At 52.5% G+C, this 21,045-nt stretch carries 14 protein-coding genes; 2 read left to right on the top strand and 12 right to left on the bottom strand.

The genetic code is table 11. The features are described from left to right. Window positions 1–60 precede the first annotated feature (60 nt). The 5 genes from RAC89_RS30020 to RAC89_RS30000 form a co-directional block, all read right to left on the bottom strand. Window positions 61–2,976: a family 78 glycoside hydrolase catalytic domain gene (locus RAC89_RS30020; protein ID WP_306617331.1), complete on the bottom strand. Its 2,916-nt coding sequence runs from the start codon at window positions 2,974–2,976 to the stop codon at window positions 61–63. Between the two features lie 97 nt (window positions 2,977–3,073). Next, window positions 3,074–3,880 carry a LysM peptidoglycan-binding domain-containing protein gene (locus tag RAC89_RS30015; protein ID WP_306617330.1) on the bottom strand — a complete coding sequence of 269 codons (807 nt, stop codon included), beginning with the start codon at window positions 3,878–3,880 and terminating at the stop codon, window positions 3,074–3,076. A gap of 58 nt (window positions 3,881–3,938) precedes the next feature. Then, entirely contained in the window at window positions 3,939–5,531 is a 1,593-nt protein-coding gene (locus RAC89_RS30010; RefSeq protein ID WP_306617329.1) for a sensor domain-containing diguanylate cyclase, read from the bottom strand. Window positions 5,532–5,745: 214 nt separating this feature from the next. Then, window positions 5,746–7,263 (bottom strand): malate:quinone oxidoreductase, encoded by a 1,518-nt coding sequence (locus RAC89_RS30005; protein ID WP_306617328.1) that lies wholly within the window; start codon window positions 7,261–7,263, stop codon window positions 5,746–5,748. Window positions 7,264–7,522: 259 nt separating this feature from the next. Continuing rightward, entirely contained in the window at window positions 7,523–7,738 is a 216-nt protein-coding gene (locus tag RAC89_RS30000; protein WP_284646615.1) for a CDGSH iron-sulfur domain-containing protein, read from the bottom strand. 357 nt (window positions 7,739–8,095) lie between these two features. Here RAC89_RS30000 and RAC89_RS29995 point away from each other — a divergent pair, with 357 nt between their 5' ends. Next, complete coding sequence (locus tag RAC89_RS29995) at window positions 8,096–8,749, top strand: DUF975 family protein (RefSeq protein ID WP_306617862.1); 654 nt, start codon at window positions 8,096–8,098, stop codon at window positions 8,747–8,749. Between the two features lie 97 nt (window positions 8,750–8,846). On the opposite strand, the gene RAC89_RS29990 is transcribed toward RAC89_RS29995, so the two are convergent. From RAC89_RS29990 to RAC89_RS29970, 5 genes are read right to left on the bottom strand one after another with little or no spacing between them, the layout of a single operon-like run. Continuing rightward, window positions 8,847–10,058 (bottom strand): VWA domain-containing protein, encoded by a 1,212-nt coding sequence (locus RAC89_RS29990; protein WP_306617860.1) that lies wholly within the window; start codon window positions 10,056–10,058, stop codon window positions 8,847–8,849. Between the two features lie 5 nt (window positions 10,059–10,063). Next, window positions 10,064–12,445, bottom strand: coding sequence for a DUF5682 family protein (locus RAC89_RS29985; RefSeq protein ID WP_306617327.1), 2,382 nt, complete (start codon window positions 12,443–12,445; stop codon window positions 10,064–10,066). Next, window positions 12,403–13,494, bottom strand: coding sequence for an AAA family ATPase (locus RAC89_RS29980; protein ID WP_306617859.1), 1,092 nt, complete (start codon window positions 13,492–13,494; stop codon window positions 12,403–12,405). Before RAC89_RS29980 ends, RAC89_RS29985 begins: the two co-directional genes overlap by 43 nt. Next, window positions 13,470–15,281 carry a HEAT repeat domain-containing protein gene (locus RAC89_RS29975; protein ID WP_306617326.1) on the bottom strand — a complete coding sequence of 604 codons (1,812 nt, stop codon included), beginning with the start codon at window positions 15,279–15,281 and terminating at the stop codon, window positions 13,470–13,472. Before RAC89_RS29975 ends, RAC89_RS29980 begins: the two co-directional genes overlap by 25 nt. Window positions 15,282–15,310: 29 nt before the next feature. Continuing rightward, window positions 15,311–16,747 (bottom strand): SWIM zinc finger family protein, encoded by a 1,437-nt coding sequence (locus RAC89_RS29970; RefSeq protein ID WP_306617325.1) that lies wholly within the window; start codon window positions 16,745–16,747, stop codon window positions 15,311–15,313. Between the two features lie 700 nt (window positions 16,748–17,447). Here RAC89_RS29970 and RAC89_RS29965 point away from each other — a divergent pair. Further along, a complete protein-coding gene (locus RAC89_RS29965) occupies window positions 17,448–17,954 on the top strand; it encodes a hypothetical protein (protein WP_306617324.1) in 507 nt (168 codons plus the stop codon). On the opposite strand, the gene RAC89_RS29960 is transcribed toward RAC89_RS29965, so the two are convergent. Next, on the bottom strand, window positions 17,941–18,930 hold the full coding sequence (locus RAC89_RS29960; protein ID WP_306617323.1) for a nucleotidyltransferase domain-containing protein: 990 nt from the start codon (window positions 18,928–18,930) through the stop codon (window positions 17,941–17,943). The genes RAC89_RS29965 and RAC89_RS29960 overlap by 14 nt on opposite strands. A gap of 91 nt (window positions 18,931–19,021) precedes the next feature. Then, entirely contained in the window at window positions 19,022–21,043 is a 2,022-nt protein-coding gene (locus RAC89_RS29955) for an MMPL family transporter (protein WP_306617322.1), read from the bottom strand. Window positions 21,044–21,045 lie beyond the last annotated feature (2 nt).

Here is a 21,045-nt window from a genome sequence, read left to right as displayed (position 1 = left end):
AAGGTGCTATCCGAGGCCGTGCAAGCGGCCAGCGGATAGCACCTTTCGGTCCATTCTTATTCATCCGAGCACGATTCGCTCGACGACGGCTTCGAGCCCCGCCGGAGGTTCAATAGAAAGCTCCAAGTCGGCAGGCGCCTCGATTCTTATATACAGCTTGCCTCCAGGACGGTCGGCACGCCAGGATACGTCGATTCTGCCTCGGCCGGGAAGCGGAACCGTCCCGCGGGCCCACGTAAGGTCCGCGATCTGCGGCTCAATAGCAACCTTTGACCAGCCGGCGTCCATGCCGCGCACGCCCAAGACAAAGGCACCGAGGAAATAGCCCGGACCTGCCGACCAAGCGTGACAATGACTGCGTGTCAGCATATTCGGATGCGTTCTGTTCTCCGGAGGGTTTGGATACATTTCCCAGCATGTCGTCGCATCATATTCGAGCATCTCCCCGTATCGTGCCCGAATATCGTCCAGCATGATATCGAACCGGCCGAGCTTGGCCAGCGATTCATGGTAGAAGAAGGACATGAAGGCGCTGCCGATCTGTACGAAATGCCGCGGCGGAGACACAATGTAAGATTCCAGCCTTTGTAATCGCTCTCCGTCAGCAATATTGCACAAATAGGCAACTACCTGCGTCTGCATGCTGAAGGAACGGGAAATCGTGCCGTTGCTGTGGATGCAATCCACATAAGCCTGGTTCTCCTCCGACCAAAGGAAGGTGTTGATTGCCAGCTGCAGACGGTCGGCACTTGCAGCATAACGCTCGGAGCATTCCGGCTCGAATTCGTCCGCCAGGAAAGCGGCGGAGCGAAGCGCCTGAACGAAAAATAGGTTCTGATGAGTAACGATGCCGTCATTCGGCTGCTCGATCGGCGCCCAGTCGAGCAGATTCCATCCCTTCATGTTCAGCAGCCCGTTCTCGTCAAGCTTCTGCATGTAATGGTCAAGCGTATAACTTACATGCGGCCATATTTGCTCGGCAAACTGTCTGTCCCCACTGAACCGATATAGCTCCAGGCAGGCAATCGCCCAAAAGAAGGTCCAATTCGGTATTACGCTGCTCCAGCCGCTGGGAACCTGATCCGAGTATAAAGGAGATTGAAATTTCGAGCCGGGGACAAGACGCAGACACCGTTTCACGATCGCATCATCGCCGAAAACATAGTAGTTCACCAATGCCTCGTTGCGGGCATCCCCTACCCAGAATGCCTGTTCGAACGCCGGACAATCGACGAACGTATCTTCCATGCACAGCCGCGTCGTATGCTTGCTGATCTCCCAGACGTCATTCAGCAGCGGGTCGGAACAGCGGAACCTGCCGATTTCCGCAACCGCGTAATTGCTTTGCAGCACGGTCACACGGTGAAGCTTGAGCGGCCTATCCGCGTTTCGCACGACAACCATGACATAGCGGAATCCTCTGCGAACGGGTGAAGTATACGATTGGCGCCCTTCCCGGCATACGTACCGCAGCGTATTGTCCAAACCATAGGTGATCTGCTTCCAGCCATCCCTCATGTATTCCAATCCGTAAAAGTCGATGATCGTTCCGTCGGACGCTTCCGCTTCGAAGGAGAGATAACCGGAATACTCTTTGCCGAAGTCAATGACCAGCTCCGTGTCCTCTCCAGGGTAGACGGGTACAACGGCTGCTGCGTCATTGGCAATGACGGCAGTTTGCAGTGCATAGGGGATCGGCAAAGGCTGCGATTGTCTTTTCCATACACATCGGCTGAAAACATCATCACGGCTTACATGACGCGGATCGACCGGCTTCAGCCACGAGGCGAATTCGTCCAGATCAGCCGGCACGGCTATCCGTTTGGCCCGAAGATAGTCCGGGTGGTTATCTTGAAACGACGGCTCGGGCTGGTGATCGATGAGCTCGATCGCATCAAACGGTCCCAGCGTCGCGAAAGGAGTACCACAGCCGCTACCCTCGCCATTGTAGAGCGGTGAAACCACCTCGAAAGCTTCCTTGCAATCGATGCCGAAATGGAAGCCGTGTCCATGGGTAACCCCCCTGACCTCCACCATGAGAAGGTTGTCCCCTTCTGCGAGCTCGACGTCCAAATACCGCTCCGGCTTGTCTCCGTACTCCCTGTTCTCATCGAACCAAGCGCCGTTCAGGCTGAGCGGTCCGGACAAACGGCCTCCGTCCACGATGCCGATGGTCGCGCGGGCCGGGCCGTACGCTCGAATGACAGTGGTCAAATAGCCGTAAAGCCTAATGTTGTTCGCATGATACTCGCTGCCGGGAACGAAATGATTGCGCAGATCGAGCACGACGCCCCACGATCTCGGCGTAACGCGGCTTAAAGATTCCACACGAACAGGATACACGAGTTCCTCGGTTAAGGCCGGAATATCCCGCGGCACAAGCTTGGTCCACGGCTCCATGCCGACCTCGCCGATCTCGGTTGCCCTCCCCCATCCCGCTCCTGCGGATCCGTTCCGTGTCCAAGCCTCGTCCCAGAGTCTCGAATCGATCACCTCGGTAAAAGGCAGCTGGCAGGATATGCGGGAAGAACGGTTATCGTAGCCGGCGTGAACAGCTGTAGCCCAGCTGGAATCGGTCGCGGCAATGACTTCCCACCGATCCCCGCAAGCACTCTCGACTTGGGCGAGAAGACCGCCGCGGCCGCGCAAATATTGGAACGTCGGAGCTCCGTAATGCATGACCATCACGGCGATCGTATTGTCCTCCCCGGCGGTAAGCAAATGGCCGATTTCAAATTCGTCGTAAGGGAGCTCGAACGGCCAGGATCGGACAGGACCCCGTCCTATCAGCGTACCGTTCACATAGAGAACGTACCGAGAGTCCGCCGTGATTCGGATCCTGGCCTGCCTCGAAGCACATTCGTCCGCATAGCGAAACTGCTTGCGAAAACAGCGCCATTCGTTCCGGGGACTTTCTTCTTCACCGGTCCATATCCACCTGGCTTTCCAGGTCATGTTGTCGTCCATCGTATCCATTTCCAACTCAGCTCCTTGTCTAACATCTTCTGAAACCTATTATAAAGGAGGTATGAGGTTGAATAGGGTGTTCGATCGGACATATTAGTAGGTCAAATCAGACGAAAATCACAGGAATTTCCACCAAATCCTGAATGCTGCCGTCACGAGCACTGCGTGTGTACACCATGACTACCCCGCTTGGGACGGTAGGACGCTGATCGAACTGGAGCGGTACGTCGAATGTTCCGAATGCCGGAGCACCCTGGGAAGCCATGACAGCCTTTTCTTGCGTTACAGTCTGCCCCATCGAATCGAGAATTTGGTAGTTTATCGTCGCTTCGAATGCACGGGCGCTGCCTGTCAAATGCTGTCCGGGGGCAACTCTCGTTCCGGGCAACGGCTGGTATACGACGATATTGGTCGAGGACGGAAGCGGCACAACCAGGCGAAATCCGGGATAAATGACATCAGACGATAAACCCGGCCGATTTCGGTTAGCCCGAATCAATTCGCTCATCGATGTGCCGAAGCGCCGGGAGATCCGGTACAATGTGTCTCCTTGCTCTACTTCGTATACGAAGCTCGCAATGTAAAGCAGTTGAGCGACACGGAGAATGTCCGGCTGCTGTATTTGATTCAATCCGGCCAGCATGTCGACACTTACGGAGAACCGTTCGGCAATCCGATATAGCGTATCTCCGGGCTGAACCTGGTATATCACAGAGCTTTGCTCCGCCATACCCGGTAGTCTTGCCAGCAGGACCAGCCCCGGATAGATTCGATCGGGATCCATTATCGGCGGATATAATGCATTCATTTGCACTAGCGACGGTACGTTGGTGCCCAATTGTTCTGCTATCGTATACAGGGTGTCACCGGGTCGAACGGTATACAGCAAGTGGGTGCCTGGTGAAATCGGCATGGGTACGCCACTCCTCTTTTTAAGTAGGTTAATACCCATCATATGCCGTTTCTGTCCGCTAATGTGAATCTATTTTATCACTAATGCAGGTAGTGCGATTTCTTCCACTAGTTTTCGATTCGTAAAGAGCCCTGTCGGCAGCACGAAAAAGCTCCTCATGGGATTCTGCGTGAACCGGAAATTCGGCAATACCTAGGGAAATCGTAATTGCTTTACCGATTGGACTTATGGTATGTTCTACAGCCGCCCGGATATCTTCTGCGATAATGAATGCTTCAGACGCTGTAGTATTAGGTAAGAGAACAACAAACTCCTCTCCTCCGAAACGGAAACAACGATCCTCGCTTCTTACCTTGCCGCTTACGATCACCCCCAAGTGTTTTAGTACTTCATCACCTGCTTGGTGTCCGTAAGTGTCATTTACACTTTTAAAGTGATCTATGTCTAATACAATAATGGAATATGTTCTGTTATCCTTAGACCATGATTGAAGCGTTTCATCTAACGACCTTCGATTCGCCAGACCGGTCAATTGATCATTATATGCGTCACGTTTTAGTAAATGAGTGTTCTTCTGAACCGTTTGAATAGCAATAATAACGGACTTCGTGAGTAAATCCACCTCTCGGTTCCAATGAGAGTGCTTTTTCGGAATGGAGATGGTTTCACCTGTTGAAAGCCGGTTCACAAGATTTGCTAAATTCATAAAAGGGGATGCAAGCTTGCGGGCAATAAATACGGAAAATAGCAATAGCATTATGAAGGGAGCGAGCGTATATAGGATTAGCTTTTTGGTATGATCCATTAACATAACGTTAACTGATGACACCGGCGTTTGCTGTACGACTCCCCATCCGATTTCAGGGACAGTGGTGTAGGCAGCCAACATGGGAACCCCTTTTGTGTTCTCTATTATTTCCATGCCGCTCTTACCTTTAGCGAGTTTGCTCACTATCGGATTTGCGCTTACCACTTCCCCCAGACGCTGTTTATCCGGGTGAAATAATAAATCTCCTTTAGGTCCTATCACATAATAATAAGAGCCTATGGAGTCAATCTCATTATTTCCAACAATTTCATTTAATATATTTTTCTCTTGAAGATAAATGCTTCCCCCGATAATCCCTTTATAGTTCCCATTCTTGTCGTAGATAGGCTGGCTCATTAGTACGATTAGTCGTCCGGAAGCAGCATAATAAGGCGGCGATAGAGACGGCTTTCTTGAGCTCAGTGCTTCTTTCGTCGGACCGGAAGTAACGGTTTGGCCCTTCAGACCAACACTAATCGGGGCGATATGTTGTACCACCCCTGTTTCATCAACCCAAGAAAGGGAATTAAAATATCGGCTCGTCGATTGTAAAATTTCTAATTGTAATTGGATATCTTCAGCCGACCGTTCTTCGCCGGTACCGAGATAATTGGCTGTATTCTCCAAGCTGCTTCGCATGTTTTTGAACAAGGAATCAATCGTACTGCTGAGATTTTTCGACTTCGAGTAATTTAAAGAAAGACTCGTATGTACCAACGATTCTTTCTGCGAATGATAGGATGAAATCAATAAAACAATAAGAGTACTTACCACGGAAGCGGTTACTAGAGCGGCAAGTAAGGTAGCTAATTTTATTTTTTGCTTATGCAGCCGATTCCTCACGGTCCGCCCCCTATATAAAACAACAAAATTCGACGTTAATCTACTTAATTATACATTGTTTTACAATGGGTAGAAAGGGAAAATGCATTTTTTCCGTAATTCTAATGTTAAAAAAAAGGAGTCGCATCTCTGCGAACCCCTTATTGAATACATAACCGCATCTATGGAAATCATGTAAGACAAAGCTTGATTATCCAGTCAAGACAGCGAAATTTTAGGATACCGTCCGGTTAGCCGTCTGAACCGGCTGATTATCGCTTAAGCCAAGCGTCCGTGCTGTTGAGTTATGAATTTCGTGAATGAGCTCCGGATTCTTCATTAAGGATACGCCAAAGGATGGAATCATCTCTTTGATCTTCGGTTCCCACGCTTTCATATGCTGAGGGAAGCATTTCTGGATGACCTCCAGCATGACGGAGACAGCGGTAGAAGCCCCAGGAGAAGCGCCGAGCAATGCGGCTATGGAGCCGTCAGCAGCACTGATTACTTCCGTGCCGAATTGAAGCGTTCCTTTGCCGGCAGCCGTATCTTTAATAACTTGGACACGCTGGCCCGCCACCACTAAATCCCAATCCTCACTCTTGGCGTTCGGGACGAACTCACGCAACGCTTCCATGCGTTGCTCCTTCGATTGCATGACTTCCTTAATCAAGTATTTCGTCAAGGACATGTTGTTCAGGCCTGCCGCGCACATCGTAACAAGATTATCCGGCTTGACGGAAGTGATCAAGTCAAACATCGAGCCGGTTTTCAAGAACTTAGGCGAGAAGCCGGCAAACGGACCGAAAAACAACAGCTTCTTCTTGTCGATCACCCTTGTATCAAGATGCGGAACCGACATAGGAGGAGCGCCCACCGGAGCTTTGCCATAAACCTTGGCATGATGCTGCGCTACAATCTCCGGCTTCTGACAAACCATAAAAATGCCGCTTACCGGGAATCCGCCGATACCCCGTCCTTCCGGAATACCGGACTTTTGAAGCAAATGGAGGCTTCCGCCGCCGCCGCCGATAAAGACGAATTTGGACGTATGGCGCTCGACAGAACCGCTGTCGACATTGCGTACTTTCAATTCCCATAAACCGTCGCTGGTACGTTTAATATCATCAACCTGATGTTTGAAACGAATGTCAACGCTCTTGTTCTTTAGGTTATCAAACAATAGGCGCGTTAAAGCACCAAAGTTGACATCCGTTCCGGAATCGATTTTGGTCGCCGCGATCGGTTCATTCAGTGCCCGGTCTTTCATAATAAGCGGAATCCATTCCATTAATTTATCGGGATTATCGGAAAATTCCATCCCTTGGAACAAGGGATTGGCGGACATCGCTTCAAAACGTTTTTTCAAAAACGATACATTTTTTTCCCCTTGAACTAAACTCATATGAGGCAGAGGCACGATAAAGTCCCGCGGATTCTGGATCAGCTTGCTGTTAACAAGATAAGACCAGAACTGCTTGGAAACCTGATACTCTTCGTTGACTTTAATGGCTTTACTAATATCGACGGATCCGTCCGGTTTTTCGCTAGTGTAGTTAAGCTCGCACAGGGAAGCATGTCCCGTTCCCGCATTATTCCATTCGTTAGAGCTTTCCTCTCCTGCGCCCCCGAGTTTCTCGAACACAGTGATTTTCCAGTCCGGCACTAGTTCCTTCAGCAGTGACCCCAAAGTCGCGCTCATAATTCCGGCACCGATTAAGATAACGTCTGTTCTAGTTTGTCTGTTACTCATTTTAAACCGTCCTTATACCCTAAGATTTGCAGAAAAGGAGTAAGCCGGCAGCCAAGGCTTGACCTAGTCAAACGCCTTCTCTGGATCAATTAACCCTATACATTTTAATATTTATTTTACTATTATACGATAGTTAGAAGCTATTTAAAAGCTAGTAAAAAGTGTGAAGTCCGCAGGCAGGCTGTTTTCACTCTTATTATCCCTTATATAAAAAAAACGGCCTCGTCCGAGACCGGTTTTGCCGCTTGCGGGGCCAAGCTCACACCTTCTGCGCTCTGGGTGCGCTTTCGAAGCCGATCGACTTGTGCGCGCCGTCACAGAACGGCTTGTTGCCCGATGCTCCGCACCGGCACAGAGAGAACGATTCCTTATGCTCGAACGGGTTACCTTCCGCATCTACCAGCTCAACCGGACCCGTTACCCGAAGCGATCCGTTGTCGTTCACTTTGATCGTCACTTTGCTTTCATTCGCCATGAGATGCCTCCTTATGTACGGTAAGTTATTACAAGTATATCCGGCAAGCCGGATAATAAGAACAAACTTGCCCCTGTTCTTACGGATGGTTTCCCCCCAAGCTACGGAAGTCTCCAAATTCCGCTTGACCCTCCTGCCCGGAAATTTTCTGGGCGACGGCATCAAACATCGGCAGTCGCTTGGCAGCTTGCCTCACTAAGGTTCCCCTTTCGGGTTCTTCATATGATATGGCAAAGAAAATAAAGTATAAACGTTTTTGTAAACTTCATCTTACATTCATGCCCTTACTATGGTAATATTAAAACCACATCATGGCTTACATATATACAAAATTGCAATAGGGGGATATTGAGATTGATGGTATCAAATTCAGAAATCAAAAAGAATGCACTTGAGTCTCTGAGAGGTAATTGGGGAAAAGCGGTCTTGTTAGTTTTGGTCACATTTTTTAGCTCGCTTCCCACTGGTATCGCTGAAAGATTTACAGAAGAGCCCGGAATTATATTATTATTGAATCTTATAGGTACGGTCTTGTCTTTCGTCTTTTCGATGGTGACGATAGTATTTTTCCTTACCCTTGTCAAGCAAGGAAATGCAAAAGTATCAGATTCCTTTAACGAAGCGTTTCCTAGAATGGGTAAGTTTATCCTTGTTTGGCTGTTGATGGTGGTGAAAATCCTATTATGGTCTTTGCTACTGTTCATTCCCGGAATAATAGCTTCATTTAGATATTCTCAGGCCTTTTACATCGTGTCCGAGAATCCTTCGATTTCTGCCAACGAGTGTCTTCAAAGAAGCTCCGAAATGATGCATGGTTATAAGTGGAAATACTTCCTTTTAGGACTTAGCTTCATCGGTTGGTTCCTGTTAAGCATCTTCACTTTATTTATTGGACTTCTTTGGGTCTCGGCCTACATGCAAGCAGCCTTTGCCCAATTTTACCAAGAACTTAAAAATTTCACACAGTGTACCGAATCTCCCAATTCCAATTCAATTCCTTTGAATAGCTAGGCCGCTGTCATAAGGTTACAGACTTCGTAATAACTTTTCATACAACGAAGCATGCCCGCCGGTGATCGAGATCGCCTGGCGGGCTTCGCTTCTTTGGTTACGTTGGCTTCCCATTCCCCAATCGGTCGCTCATCACGGCTAGATCGTGGCCCTTCAATGCTCCTTCAATCAGCTCCGGCAGTTTGTCCGGAGAGCAGCCGAAGCACGGGATCCCTTGCTGGGCCAGCCGCTTCGCCACGGCCTCATCATACGAAGGCACGCCCTGGTCGGACAAAGCGAGCAAGCAGATCGTCTTCACCCCGGCCTGGTGCATATCGATCAGCCTGCGCAGCATCTCCGTACGATTGCCTCCCTCATACAAGTCGGAAACCAGAAGGAACAGCGTTTTCTTAGGTTCCGCAATAAACTGCTCACAATATGCAATGGACTTGTTAATATCCGTTCCTCCGCCGAGCTGAATACCAAACAGCATATCGACCGGATCGTGCGCACATTGCTCGCTCAAATCTACTACCTCGGTATCGAACGCCACGACCCGGGTGTCGAGTGCGGGCATGCTGGCGAAGATGGACCCGACAATCGACGCATAAATGACGGAGCCTGCCATCGATCCGCTCTGATCGATGTCCAGAATGACCGTCCACTCCTTGCTGCGACGGGCACGGTCGAAGAAATACACCTTCTCGGGAATGAGCAGCTTGCGCTCCTGATCGAAGTGCCTCAGGTTTTTGCGGATCGTCGTATTCCAATCCAGGCCAGTAAAGGAAGGCAGCGGGGAGTGCCGCCTTCGGTTCAAAGCCCCTGTCACGGCACGCTGTAGCTCCTGAGAAAGCCGCTTCACGATTTCATCCACCACAGCCTTCACCAGCTGCCTTGCGGATTCCTTCGTTTTCTCGGGAATTTGTCCTTTGAGCGCCATCAGCGTGGCCACCATCTGAATGTCCGGCTTCACCTGAGAGAGCAGCTCCGGCTCAAACAACAGCTGCTTCAGCCCCTTGCGCTCAATCGCATCCGACTGAATGACCGATACGATGTCCGGAGGGAAAAAGGTGCGGATATCTCCCAGCCATTTGGCCAGCTTCGGCGAGGATGGCCCGAGACCAGCCCTGCGGGAGCCGCTTTGGCCGCGGGCATCGCTTGCAGATACGAACGTTTCATCATAAATGGCGGCAAGCGCTTCATCCATGATGGCGGCCTCTTCGTCGAGAATGCCGCCGCCGGTGCCGTACGACTGCAGCTTCTCTTCGGAAGCGGCACCCAGGATAAGCCGCCAACGTTTTACTTGCTCCGGATTCGGGCTAGGTGTCATCATGGCTACAAGTCTCCAAAATCGAATTGGTTGAGTTCATCCAGCATCTCCTTCTCTTCCTGACTCAACGGCTGCTGCAGCCTCGCTCCGATGTCATCGGCTCCTGCACCCCAGATCTCCCCCATCATCTCGGCGACAGAGGCTTTCTCCCGAGGTTCGAAGGAGCTGAACGCTCTGCGCAGAAACACCAGCGACCGACCGAATGCTTCCGGCTCGAGCGATTCGATATAAGCGTCGAGCTGCTCCCACAAGGACAATCGGGAGAGCAGCGCATAGCGATTGCGCATCGACAAGCCCTCGAACCAGCCGGCGCCCACATCCGCGGGAATGCCGGGAGACAACCGGCGCGACACTTCTCTGGCCACCTGCTCATCCTGACAATCCCCCCGTTCCAGCAGAATGGCGAAGGCAAGCCCCGACAGCAGTGCATTGCGGTCGTCACGCTCCGCCAGCTCCCGCACCTTGACACGCCACAGCGCATCATCGACGACAGCATGATCGTCTTGTGTAATCAAGTGCATTATCTGCATCGACTTGGCCATGCCGTGCGCGGCGTCATCATTGCAGGCCGCAGCGTCATTCAGCAGAAGGCAGCCCCGCAGGAACAGCTGCTCCAGCAAAGGCACAAGCGAGGCGGTATCCACCCGGCGAACCGAGCCGTACCGGATAAATACGGACAGCTCGTAGGCAGCCGCCGCAATTTGCTCGAAGCTGCCCGAATCCACGGCGAGAGCCTGCAGCACAGACCTGGCCTGCTCCATCAGCGCGGTCAGCTCACAATCGCAGGCTAGCAAAATCAGGCGCGAGGCTTCCGCTAGCTCCCGGCAGCTCTCCAGCCGTTCCTTCAGTACGAAGGCAGCCGCCAGCTCTACGGTTTCTCCTTTCAACGTCGATTCTACCGCTTGAATCTCTGCCTCCGGCGTCCATTGCAGCACCCAGCTTTCCGCCCACGAGGCGGAATCCTGATGCACGCGCTGCTTCCGGGCAAATGATATTCCCAGCAGCTCCAGCCGGTGAAGAAAAACAGATCGATGCAAATCCAGAAAAGCGGCTGCCTCGGTCTTCACTCTGCGGTTCTCTCGCAAATCCAGCTCCAGCGTAGCCGCGACGGCCGACTTGTATTTCTCCAGCTTGAGCCGCTTCAGCTCGCGATTCATGTCATCCTGAACAGGCGTCTGGCTGACGCCCTCAGGCAGGTGGCCGATGGCCGTGCCGATATCGGCCCTGGCCAGTGCCTCCGCGACAACGGACAGCTCACCGTAACCGAGACATACGACGGCGGCATCCCGCAGGTCTTTCCAGGTAGGGCGGCTTCCGCCGTGCAACGACGCAAGCGCTTCGGCGAGCCGTACGCCTTCAATGAGCGATGCCGTGGAGCGGAACGTCCCCTGTTCCCGGAGATGGGAAACCACCTTGGATAAATATAATGAAGGAAGTCTATTCAAATCGCCCTGCTGAAGGCACTCCCAGAACAGTCCGAAATAAGCCGGTGCCTGGTTCCCCGCCCCGTAGCCCGAATGCGAGGACAGCTTGTAATAGGAATAAGGCATCAGGGTAAGCTTCGTCGTTGTCTTGGGAAGTCCCTTCAGCTCCTTGTCAGACATAGCCGGAAGCCGCAAGGCAAGTGCGGAAGCATGATGCGCACCCGTGACGACAACGATTCGCTCCGGACGGTGGCCGGCAGCAATCGCTGCGGCGATTTTCCGCCGCATATACGCTTCGCGAATGTCATTGTAGGCCGCTTCCTCAGGGGCAAAGCACCGTTCCTGCGGCTCCGTAAGCTCACGCATCTGCAGCGAAAACTCGGTTATTGCTTCCCGATAGGCGTCTTTGCGCGTTTGATGCTCGAATTGCCGTTCCCAATAAGCCTCGTAATCCGGCTCATCCGCGAGCTCAGCCAGCTTCTCGTACAACAATCGCTGACCGCGGACGTAGGTTTGAAAGCTTTCCCCCCCTCTTCCCGCAGCATTTTCTCCTTCTCCATCGCGCGACCGTTCGCTCCGGCTTCGCAAATCATAGAGGGCGAGCGCGTTTGTCGAGGGAAGATCGATAAACTCGGCATGTGCCTCGTTTCTCTCCGCCCAGCGGAAGGCCTGGTACTCCGGCGAATAGTCCGCATAAGGGTACAGCAGCGTTCGAACCGGCAGCCGGTCCGTGTAGGCCAGAATGGCAATCGGCGGAACGACTCCCCGTGCGGTCAGCTGCCGGATCCATTCGCTTGCGTCGCTGGGGCCCTCCACGAGCACGGCCGTCGGCCTCACTTCATCCAAAAACGACAGCAGGTGGTACGCACCGCCGGGGGACAAATGCCGGATGCCGAAGACATGAACCCCCGCTTCACGCTCTAGTTGTTCATCTCCGAGCACGCATAGTACAGATTTCTCCATGTCGAACCCCGCTTTTTCATCACGTTTTCCAAGTATTCCTTCCAGACCAGGCGGTCCTTCTCTTCATCCTTCACGATCGCCCCTTGCAGTCCCGCGGCGATATCCTCTTCCTGAATCCGTCCGCTGCCGAAGCTTCCCGCGAGCGCCATACTGCCCGTTAGGAGCGAGATGGCTTCCGCTGTAGAAATGACGCCGCTCGGCGCCTTTACCTTTTCCTTGCCGTCGAGCGTCATCCCGCTGCGCAGCTCACGGAAGATGGTGACGACCTTCCGCACCGCTTCGTCCTCCGGCAGTTCCGCCTGAAGCTCGTAGCTCGCGGATATTTCGGCGACCCGCTTGCGGACGATATCCACCTCGGTCTCGATATCCGACGGCGCCGGAAGAACGATGATATTGAAGCGCCGCTTCAATGCGGCGGACATTTCATTCACGCCGCGGTCGCGGGTGTTGGCCGTAGCGATGACGGAGAAGCCGCGTGCCGCCGATACTTCTCTGCCGAGCTCGGGAATGGAGATCGTCTTCTCCGACAGGATGGAGATCAGCGCATCCTGCACCTCGGAGGCGCAACGCGAGATTTCCTCGAAGCGGGCGATGCCTCCCGTTTCCATCGCACGGAAGATCGGACTCTTGATCAATGCCTGGTCGGACGGACCTTGTGCGAGGAGCATCGCGTAGTTCCAGGAATAACGGATGTGCTCCTCGCTGGTGCCGGCCGTTCCCTGAATCACCTTGGACGAGTCGCCGTGAATGGCGGCCGTCAAATTCTCCGACAGCCACGACTTCGCTGTCCCCGGTTCTCCGATCAGCATCAGGGCACGGTCCGTCAGCAGTGTGGCGATGGCCATTTCCACCAGCCGTTTGTTGCCGATGTACTTCGGTGTAATAGGCATTCCCTTCACCTCACCGCCGACGAGAAAGGTCAGCACGGCTTTGGGCGAAAGCTGCCAGCCGGCCGGCTTCGCTTCGCGGTCCGCGCTTTTTAGAACCTCCAATTCTTCAAGATACAAACGCTCGGAGGGCATTCTTACGACATTGTGCTTTTGATCCATCCCCATAATCCCTGTCCCTTCTGTATTGGTTCCCCGTCGTCGGCTGACTCCGGTTGGGCCGCGATCGCTTCCGCGATTTCGAGCAGTTGGTCTTTCATCGCTTGATAAGTCACGGTATCGGCAAATTGCTTCAATCGGTCAGAACAAGTCCTCGGAAGCGAAGCCAGAAGCAGCTGCTGGATCCGGTCCATGTAATACAGCTGCCTGCCTCCCCCCTTTTCCAAGGCCCGCATCACAAGCTCCGGGGCTTCCGAAGCCTTCATGGCGGTGAGCGCCAGCAGCATAGCCGCCGTATTTCCCTTGTTTAATCCGGAGGCGCCTTCGCATTTTTTCAGCAAGTAATCGGCAATGCTCCGATCCGGACCGGTAACCAGACGGCATACAAGCTCCTCTTCGTCTAAGGAGGCAAACAGATGGATCCATCGCGGATCCCATCGGCGAACCAAGTCGCCGGCAGCAGCCTCCGTCACGTAATTCCAATCTAACGGCCGTGTTAACTCGTGCATAGAACGAATCAGTTCTTTTGCCCAAGGCCGTTTCTTATCCTTCAGCAAAGGACTGTACCGTTCGTACACGTCCTCCGACGGCATGAGCTTCACGGCCGCTTTGAAGCTGTACCCGATAAATTTGCGTTGGTAGGCATCTTGCAGCGTGATGGCAAAGGAGTCTGCCTCAGGCATATCCAGCTCCAGCAAGAGCTCCACAGCCGCTTCCTGCGCCGCTTCCGTTTCGGGTACAATAAACTCCGGCGTAGACAACAGCCTCTGTAGCAGTCCGGCAACCTCCGGGGTCCGTTTGGATTGCAGGCTTTCGAGATTCGAAAGCAGCTGCTGGACCGATTCCTTAAGCTCCGTTCGCCGGACGATGCAATCCAATACATACTCCGTATTCGAAATAATAGAATGTGTCAGCTCCATCGCATGACACAGCCGAACGGGTTCGACGGCGATGTCCCGGTCCTTCCCTGTAAGCGCCCGGTACAGGCGATCGATCGCCGCTGCGGTGCCCAGCCGGGATAGCGCGGAGAAGGACGCCCTGCGGATCTCCTTCTTCTTATCTTCCGCCTGCTCAAGTAAAAATGCCTCCTGCCCGGGATCATCTCCGAGCAGCTCGATGGCAGAGGCACGAACCTCTGTCGAGCCCACTGTGGCCGCGAGGAGAAGAAGCTCCGTGTCCTGGGACGGAAGCAGACGGTGAAGCAGCTCCAGTCTTCGTGCGTCTCCTCTGCCGCCGTCCAGTCGCAGCTGCCGGCGCAGCGCAGGCACCGCTTCGGCACCGTAGGCCGGGATGACCTGCCGCTGAAGAAATTCGGGTATCTCCGAGTAGCTGTCATCCAGCGCTGCTACCGCGGCCGGAATAACGCGTAGATCGTGGAACAGCTGCTCCTCATAAGCTTGCCTCAGCTGTTCCATTCGCCCTTGGCCCTTATGCGTTAACGCCTCGATCAGCGGCCGCAGTTTGCGATAGGGAATCGCCGTGCCCAGGGAGGTGGCAGTCCCTTCGATCGGGAGGCATTCCTCTTTGGTTTCGGTCGTACCTTGTGTATACATTACGGATTGCACCAGCATGTTCAGCTCGAGCAGCTTTGCCGCCGTTCCTCCGGGTTGTGTCCGTATAACGTCGCTAACCGCCACCGCGATGCGCTGAAGGATCGGAGCCGATGCGCCAAGCTTCTCGAGGTGCGGAAGCAATTTGCTCAAACGCATATCTTCCGTCGCCATTCCGCTGCCCGCAATCAGCAGCCGCCGGACCTCCTGCTGCAGTTCCATCAAAATCGGTATACTCATCTAATTTCGTCTCCTAAGCTATGGTAACGTCAGTAGAGCAGGCGAACGACCGCCTCCGGTGTCACGATGCTCAGCGGCTGCGCTGTCAAACGTCCTTCCTGCATCCGCTGCTCGAACATGACAAGGACAGCCTGCCTCTTCAGCAGCGTTTCGTTCAGCATCGGGAGCAAATGAGTCGTAGGCTCGTTCAAATAAGCGATATCCGCCATAGAAATCTGCCGGTTATTTTCGTCCAGCAGAACATAGGATTCGCCGGCCCGAACAATCTCCTTATAATGTAAAAGAACGACCGGATGCTTATCCGACAACGGATGCTTGATCTGATTTTTCACCGCCTTGATTACCTCAGGGTAAGACGGCTTAGCAAACGATTGCACACGCTTATAGTCTTCCGAAGCCGCCCGACGATGCACCGCCTCCTCCCAGCGCACTCTGGCATTGCCGTCCCCTGGATATCGGGCAACCTCCTTTGCCTTAACCACGTCAAACACCGAGTCTTCCTCGCGTATGTATTTAGCCGCCCGGAACGGACGATACGTGCGGGTCAGCCGAATTTCCCCGCTCTGCAGATCGGCCCAGAAGGCTTCGTCTACGAATTCTCCCCTCGCGTCATCCGAATACGAACGGAAGGCAAGCTGCAGCAGCTCAACATCGGAACGAACGTGCCCGTTCTCTCTCAGCTCAGCCATCTGCCATGCATGGCCGATCCACTCTTCCAAAGAGGAGGTCATATCAACAGGCGCATCCGGTGTATCCAGTCTTCCCTGCAGGTAGTGTTTACTCCTCTTGAGCAGTGATTGCAGAACTGCCAGCCGATCAATTGCTTCGGAGTAGGCTTGCTCCCGGTCCGTATGAATCCGAAAAGGCAGGATAACGTCGCGGATCGCCTTTTGAATCCCAGGAATGTAGTAATTTCCGAGCTGCTTGGTTTGCTCCTCCATTGTTTGCAGCATGCTCTTATCTACGCTTCCCAGGCCTGTTTGTACCATTTGCTCAATAAGCTTTTCCGCCATTACGATCCCCTCAAGCTGAGACGCGATTTTTTTGGCCAGCGCTGCCTTGTTCGTTTTGCGTTTTGTCTGCGGTGTGTCCGAATCGGCGGATTCTTTTTTCTTCTCCTCGCGCTTTTCCGCCTTCTCCCGCTTCTCCAAAATATCCGGCGGAATCGGGGCAGCCGCGAACGGTTGACCTGCCGCGTAGGCATACATCAAGCCAAGATTATGCTTGCATGGGAACTGCCGGCTTGGACAAGAACAACGGAACACCGGCTGGCCGGGGGCTGCAAAATCGACGGAGCATCGGTACGGCTCCTTTCCGCTCCCTTGACATTCACCGAATAGCAGCGTTCCATCCTCCGAATGCTGCAGCAGAGGAAACTTATTTTTTTTGACCAAATCCTTGCCGTTCTTAATCGCACCGCTGTTCTGAGCCAAGCTGTCCACATAGGATTCCGTTACGTTAATCATCGCTAACCTCACAACAACATGGTATAAGTGACTTTCCCATAATATTCCTTGTTTCCCTTTTTCATGATAATTCGGTCAAGCTTCACCTAATGAAACGATGCTATGAAAACAATCAAATGAGGGCTACATCCTTGAATGAATTATCCGGTTAGCGGGGAAGCTATCAAAAAATCCCAACAAAAGGAGGAATATTTCATATCGATACGATAACTGGCGTTGGGCTGCTAATAGCAACTATTACCTTGATTATTTTTTATTCGGCGGCTCCAAAACATCTCAGCATATTTCAAATCATCTTCTCCTGGATGATGATCGTTTTTCTCGATGACGCTTATTTCACGATATTCTCTTTAAATTTAAAGCTAATCGACATTTCAAACAGACTTGACCATCTTTTGCTTCGAGTGTTGTCTTTATATGTATTGTCGCCGATAGTAGTTATTTGGACGATTGATGGCATGCGCTTGCTGCGTAAATGGTCGGGAAAAGTACTCCTCCTTATTCTAGGTACCGTCATGCTCCTTGGAGAGGATGCTGCGCTTATTTTCATCGGAGTATGGTCTTCCCCTTCCCATTGGCCCTATGTCATTTGGATCTTAAGACCGGTCTTGCTCATCAGCCTTGTTTTCCTGTCCATCTCAGCATTCCGTCAATTGCTTATTAAGGAGGGGTTTTCCAATTGAACATGCTGCCCAAGACTATGAATGAGAACGATTGGTTCATTATCATCACTCTTTGTACAGCTTATACGTTAGTTTATCGCCTGCCCAGCTTGTTTCCAAGGTCTCTATCCATCTTGGTTATGTTTTTTAGTTTAAGTCTTGCCAAAGGGGCGGATAACACACTTGGTGTAAAGCCCCTTGATCTATACGACACCAATGAATTACCTATTTTTGATATCATTGATTTGCTGACATGGGCCATTTATCCTGCGGCCGGTTATTTGTTTATTTACTTTTTCCACCGGCAGCGAATTAGCGGTATTTATACTGCGATTTATCTCATCATCTGCGCGCAGTTAGCCACATGGTTTGAATGGATTTGTGTCCATTTTCGGGTGTTTCACTATAAAGATTGGACGCTTGCTTACTCCTATGTCACTTATTTGATCGTACAGCCCTTGACCATCGTTTTCTTTGAGTATCTAAAAAGGAAATATAAGTCCCTAAGACAAGAAAAGAAAGGCAAGCTTACTATGAACACGTAGATTTACCTCTAGCCGCTTCATAAAGCTTCACCATCTCCTCTACATCCCGGGGCCCCAGCTCCTCCAGATCGAGAAACCGGTAAAGCCGGCCGTACTGTTCGTTATACGATTCCCGATCATACACCTCGGCCTCTTGCAGGCTCGAACACTGCATTCGATGCACGCAGTATTTGTAGACGTAAAGTATGCTTTTGTCGTACCCCCATTCGAGGTTCCCATCAACCGCCTGCTGAAAAAACTGAGGCGAATTGCTGCCCCACAGCGTCTCAGCCAAGGAATGAATTTCCCTTTTGGCCTGCAAGAGCCGTTCCTTCATCTGCGCCAACGGTTGATCCAGACAAAAGGCCCGGATGAAAGCTTTATACAAATGGTCATGTCCGAAAACGCGAATATTTTTCTTCAAAAAATACTCGGTGCGGTTTTGGCTCCTAGGGAGCATTCCGTGCTGCCAATAGGCAGCCAAGATCAAATCGTTGAGTCCGATGCGCAAATGCGCTGCGGCTGTACGAAACCGCCCCTCGCTCAACAATTCCTTGGCCCTGTCCAAACGTGTGTCTGCTTGACGGAGCGCTTCACGGGATTTCAAGCGGGTCACCTTCTCGTGAAATAAACTGCGGTCGAACGTGGCTTTAAACTCGCTAAGAAGTCCTGTAGGATCGTAAATGATTCTGCAGCCGTAAATTTGAATTCGAAATTCCAGCACTGACTCATCCGGCTCCTTGAAGTCTGCCAGGAACTGTTCTATACGCGGTCTTGTAAACTGAAAAATTTCAACCCCCATGCCTTCCATCACGTTAAAATGCTGAAATTCCTCGATCCGCTCCTCGACCAGAATGCACAGCTCCAGATCGGAATGCTTCCAGGCGACCCCGCGTCCCAGGCTGCCTCCAAGTGCTACACCCAGAATTCGCGGGTCCTTTATAAATCCGGCTGCAATTTGATTGGCATTGCTGTACAGCTTCGCTTTCCAATGCATCCAAAATCCCCCCCTACTTCCTCATGATGCCTTTGGATGTAGTATAGGGCTGAAGCTATTTTCCTGCAATTGGACTTTTTTACAATCGAAGCTAGATCTTCGTTCCGGGAAACCACCAATTCCACCTGCCCATCAGCTTCATAAAGGCGGGGACCAGCAGCATGCGGATGAGGGTAGCATCGATCAGTACCGCACAGGCGATTCCGATACCGAGCTGCTTGACGCCCGATACGCCGGCTGTAGCGAAGGGTAGCGTCACCGCAATCATAATAGCGGCTGCCGAAGTAATCAGCCTGCCGGTCAAAGCGAGACCGTGCTGTACGGCCTGGCCATTGCTTCCCGTTCTCCGGTAAGCCTCCGCCATCCGCGATATGAGAAACACCCCGTAATCCATACTGATTCCAAAGGTAAGGCCGAAGATAAATACAGGGAGCATCAGTGCGACATCCGTCTCCTCAAGGTCTAACCGGCCTTCTTGAAAAAGCCATGCCAAAAGGCCGAATGCCGCTCCAAGACTAAGCATATTCATCAGGATCATCTTAAGCGGAAGCAAGACCGACCGGAAGGCAATGAGCAGAATGCATACATTACTAACAATGATAAACAGGGCGGCTTCATCCATGTGGGAAATGAGCTGATCCAGCACCTCCTGCCGATACTTTGCTTCGCCTCCGATCAGCCAGTTTGTGCGGCTGTGCTCCGCCTTGCGAAGCCATTCCATCACAGCCGGAGCATCCGTGCTGCCTAACAGGGAAAGCCGAATAACGCTGGTGCCGGAGGATGCAGTATGAGAGACAACGCTGTGCGGCACTACCATGGAGTCCTGCAGCAGCTCTTGGACGAGAATCGAAGCTTCCCGCGGCTGACTCTTTGCTTTGGAAATAAAATACAGAGACGTGGAGCCGGGTGGTTGAAACAGCCTTTCCCATGCTTCAGCCGCTTGTCTGGACTCAGCGTCCGGCGGCAGAGATTTTGCGTCCGGTACGGCAAGCCTAAGCTCCGCAGCCGGGGCCAAGCAGACCAGCAGCAGTACGATGCACAGCATACAGATGCGGACCGGACGCTGCATGACATAAGAAGAGAGCTTCTGCCAGAAGCCGTCTTGCTTCCGGTCGTAATCTCCTGTCTGCAACCGATCGGCCATTACCGCCAGTAGAGCGGGAACAAGTGTTAAGGTAACGACAGTGGACAAAGCCAGGACGACCATGGCCCCCAAAGCGACGGAGGTGAATATGGTCATACGGAAGAAACAAACTCCAACGAGCCCTAGAAGCACACATAGAGCGGAGAACACAATAGCTTTGCCGGAAGTCCTCAAGGTGTCCGCGAGCGCTTGTAAGGCAGGCTGCCGCCGCTGCTCCTCCCGAAACCGGCTAACAAGAATGAGGGCGAAATCGATGCTTAAAGCTAATCCCACCATGGGAATGACGTTCAGCACAAATACGGATAAGGGCTGCTCCGTTCCTATCGCGTGCATGATCCCCATGGCTCCTGCTACGCTCACCAGACCGGCTGCTATAGGAATGAACGCCGCTCTCAGTCCACGGAACGCCCACCAGAGAATGAGGAAAGCGACGGGCAAGCCCACCAGCTCCGCCCTGCTTAGGTCAAGACGGCTTGACGCGTTCACATCCGCTTGCACAACCGGCTTCCCTGTTAGCGCCACCGAGATCCCCTGCTCTTGCACAAGTCGGCTTCGGAGCTCCATGATCAACCGGTCCAGCTGCTGCCCTTGCAGATGATAACCGACAAGAACATAGGCCGCATTTTCTGCCAGCATTCCCTCTTGATCCCATGGCGCCACAAGCTCCCCGACACCAGAGATCGGTTGAACGAATTGTATCGTACGTTTGATCGCACGAAGGAACTGCTCCTCCGGTATGGAAGCCTCCTTCCGGAAAAGCAGTATGATCGGCTCACGCGGCAGGCGGAATTCAGAGGCTAACCTCTTTTCCGCAAGCTCCGAGGAGGAGCCCGCAATACGCAGGCCATGGTCGTTCAGCACATCGGGCAGCTGGTGTGCCGAGGGTATGGCTGCCGAGAGGAAGAACACCCAGAACAAAATGATCCTTCGGGCGTACTTCACCGACCACTTCGCAAGCATGGTTATCATTT

This window comes from Paenibacillus sp. GD4 (genome assembly GCF_030846225.1).
GTDB classification, from domain to species: Bacteria; Bacillota; Bacilli; order Paenibacillales; family NBRC-103111; genus Paenibacillus_G; species Paenibacillus_G silviterrae.
The sequence above is the reverse complement of the archived record's forward strand: the minus strand, read 5'-3'. Positions and strand labels throughout refer to the sequence as shown.

What these genes read in the sequence shown, in the direction of transcription:
- RAC89_RS29985 (WP_306617327.1), bottom strand. Translation starts at nt 12,445, where the DNA reads ATGGAGAAATCTGTACTATGCGTGCTCGGAGATGAACAACTAGAGCGT.
- RAC89_RS30005 (WP_306617328.1), bottom strand. Translation starts at nt 7,263, where the DNA reads ATGAGTAACAGACAAACTAGAACAGACGTTATCTTAATCGGTGCCGGA.
- RAC89_RS29965 (WP_306617324.1), top strand. Translation starts at nt 17,448, where the DNA reads ATGAATGAGAACGATTGGTTCATTATCATCACTCTTTGTACAGCTTAT.
- RAC89_RS30015 (WP_306617330.1), bottom strand. Translation starts at nt 3,880, where the DNA reads ATGCCGATTTCACCAGGCACCCACTTGCTGTATACCGTTCGACCCGGT.
- RAC89_RS29960 (WP_306617323.1), bottom strand. Translation starts at nt 18,930, where the DNA reads ATGCATTGGAAAGCGAAGCTGTACAGCAATGCCAATCAAATTGCAGCC.
- RAC89_RS29975 (WP_306617326.1), bottom strand. Translation starts at nt 15,281, where the DNA reads ATGAGTATACCGATTTTGATGGAACTGCAGCAGGAGGTCCGGCGGCTG.
- RAC89_RS29995 (WP_306617862.1), top strand. Translation starts at nt 8,096, where the DNA reads ATGGTATCAAATTCAGAAATCAAAAAGAATGCACTTGAGTCTCTGAGA.
- RAC89_RS29955 (WP_306617322.1), bottom strand. Translation starts at nt 21,043, where the DNA reads ATGATAACCATGCTTGCGAAGTGGTCGGTGAAGTACGCCCGAAGGATC.
- RAC89_RS30020 (WP_306617331.1), bottom strand. Translation starts at nt 2,976, where the DNA reads ATGGATACGATGGACGACAACATGACCTGGAAAGCCAGGTGGATATGG.
- RAC89_RS30000 (WP_284646615.1), bottom strand. Translation starts at nt 7,738, where the DNA reads ATGGCGAATGAAAGCAAAGTGACGATCAAAGTGAACGACAACGGATCG.
- RAC89_RS29970 (WP_306617325.1), bottom strand. Translation starts at nt 16,747, where the DNA reads ATGATTAACGTAACGGAATCCTATGTGGACAGCTTGGCTCAGAACAGC.
- RAC89_RS29990 (WP_306617860.1), bottom strand. Translation starts at nt 10,058, where the DNA reads ATGACACCTAGCCCGAATCCGGAGCAAGTAAAACGTTGGCGGCTTATC.
- RAC89_RS29980 (WP_306617859.1), bottom strand. Translation starts at nt 13,494, where the DNA reads ATGGATCAAAAGCACAATGTCGTAAGAATGCCCTCCGAGCGTTTGTAT.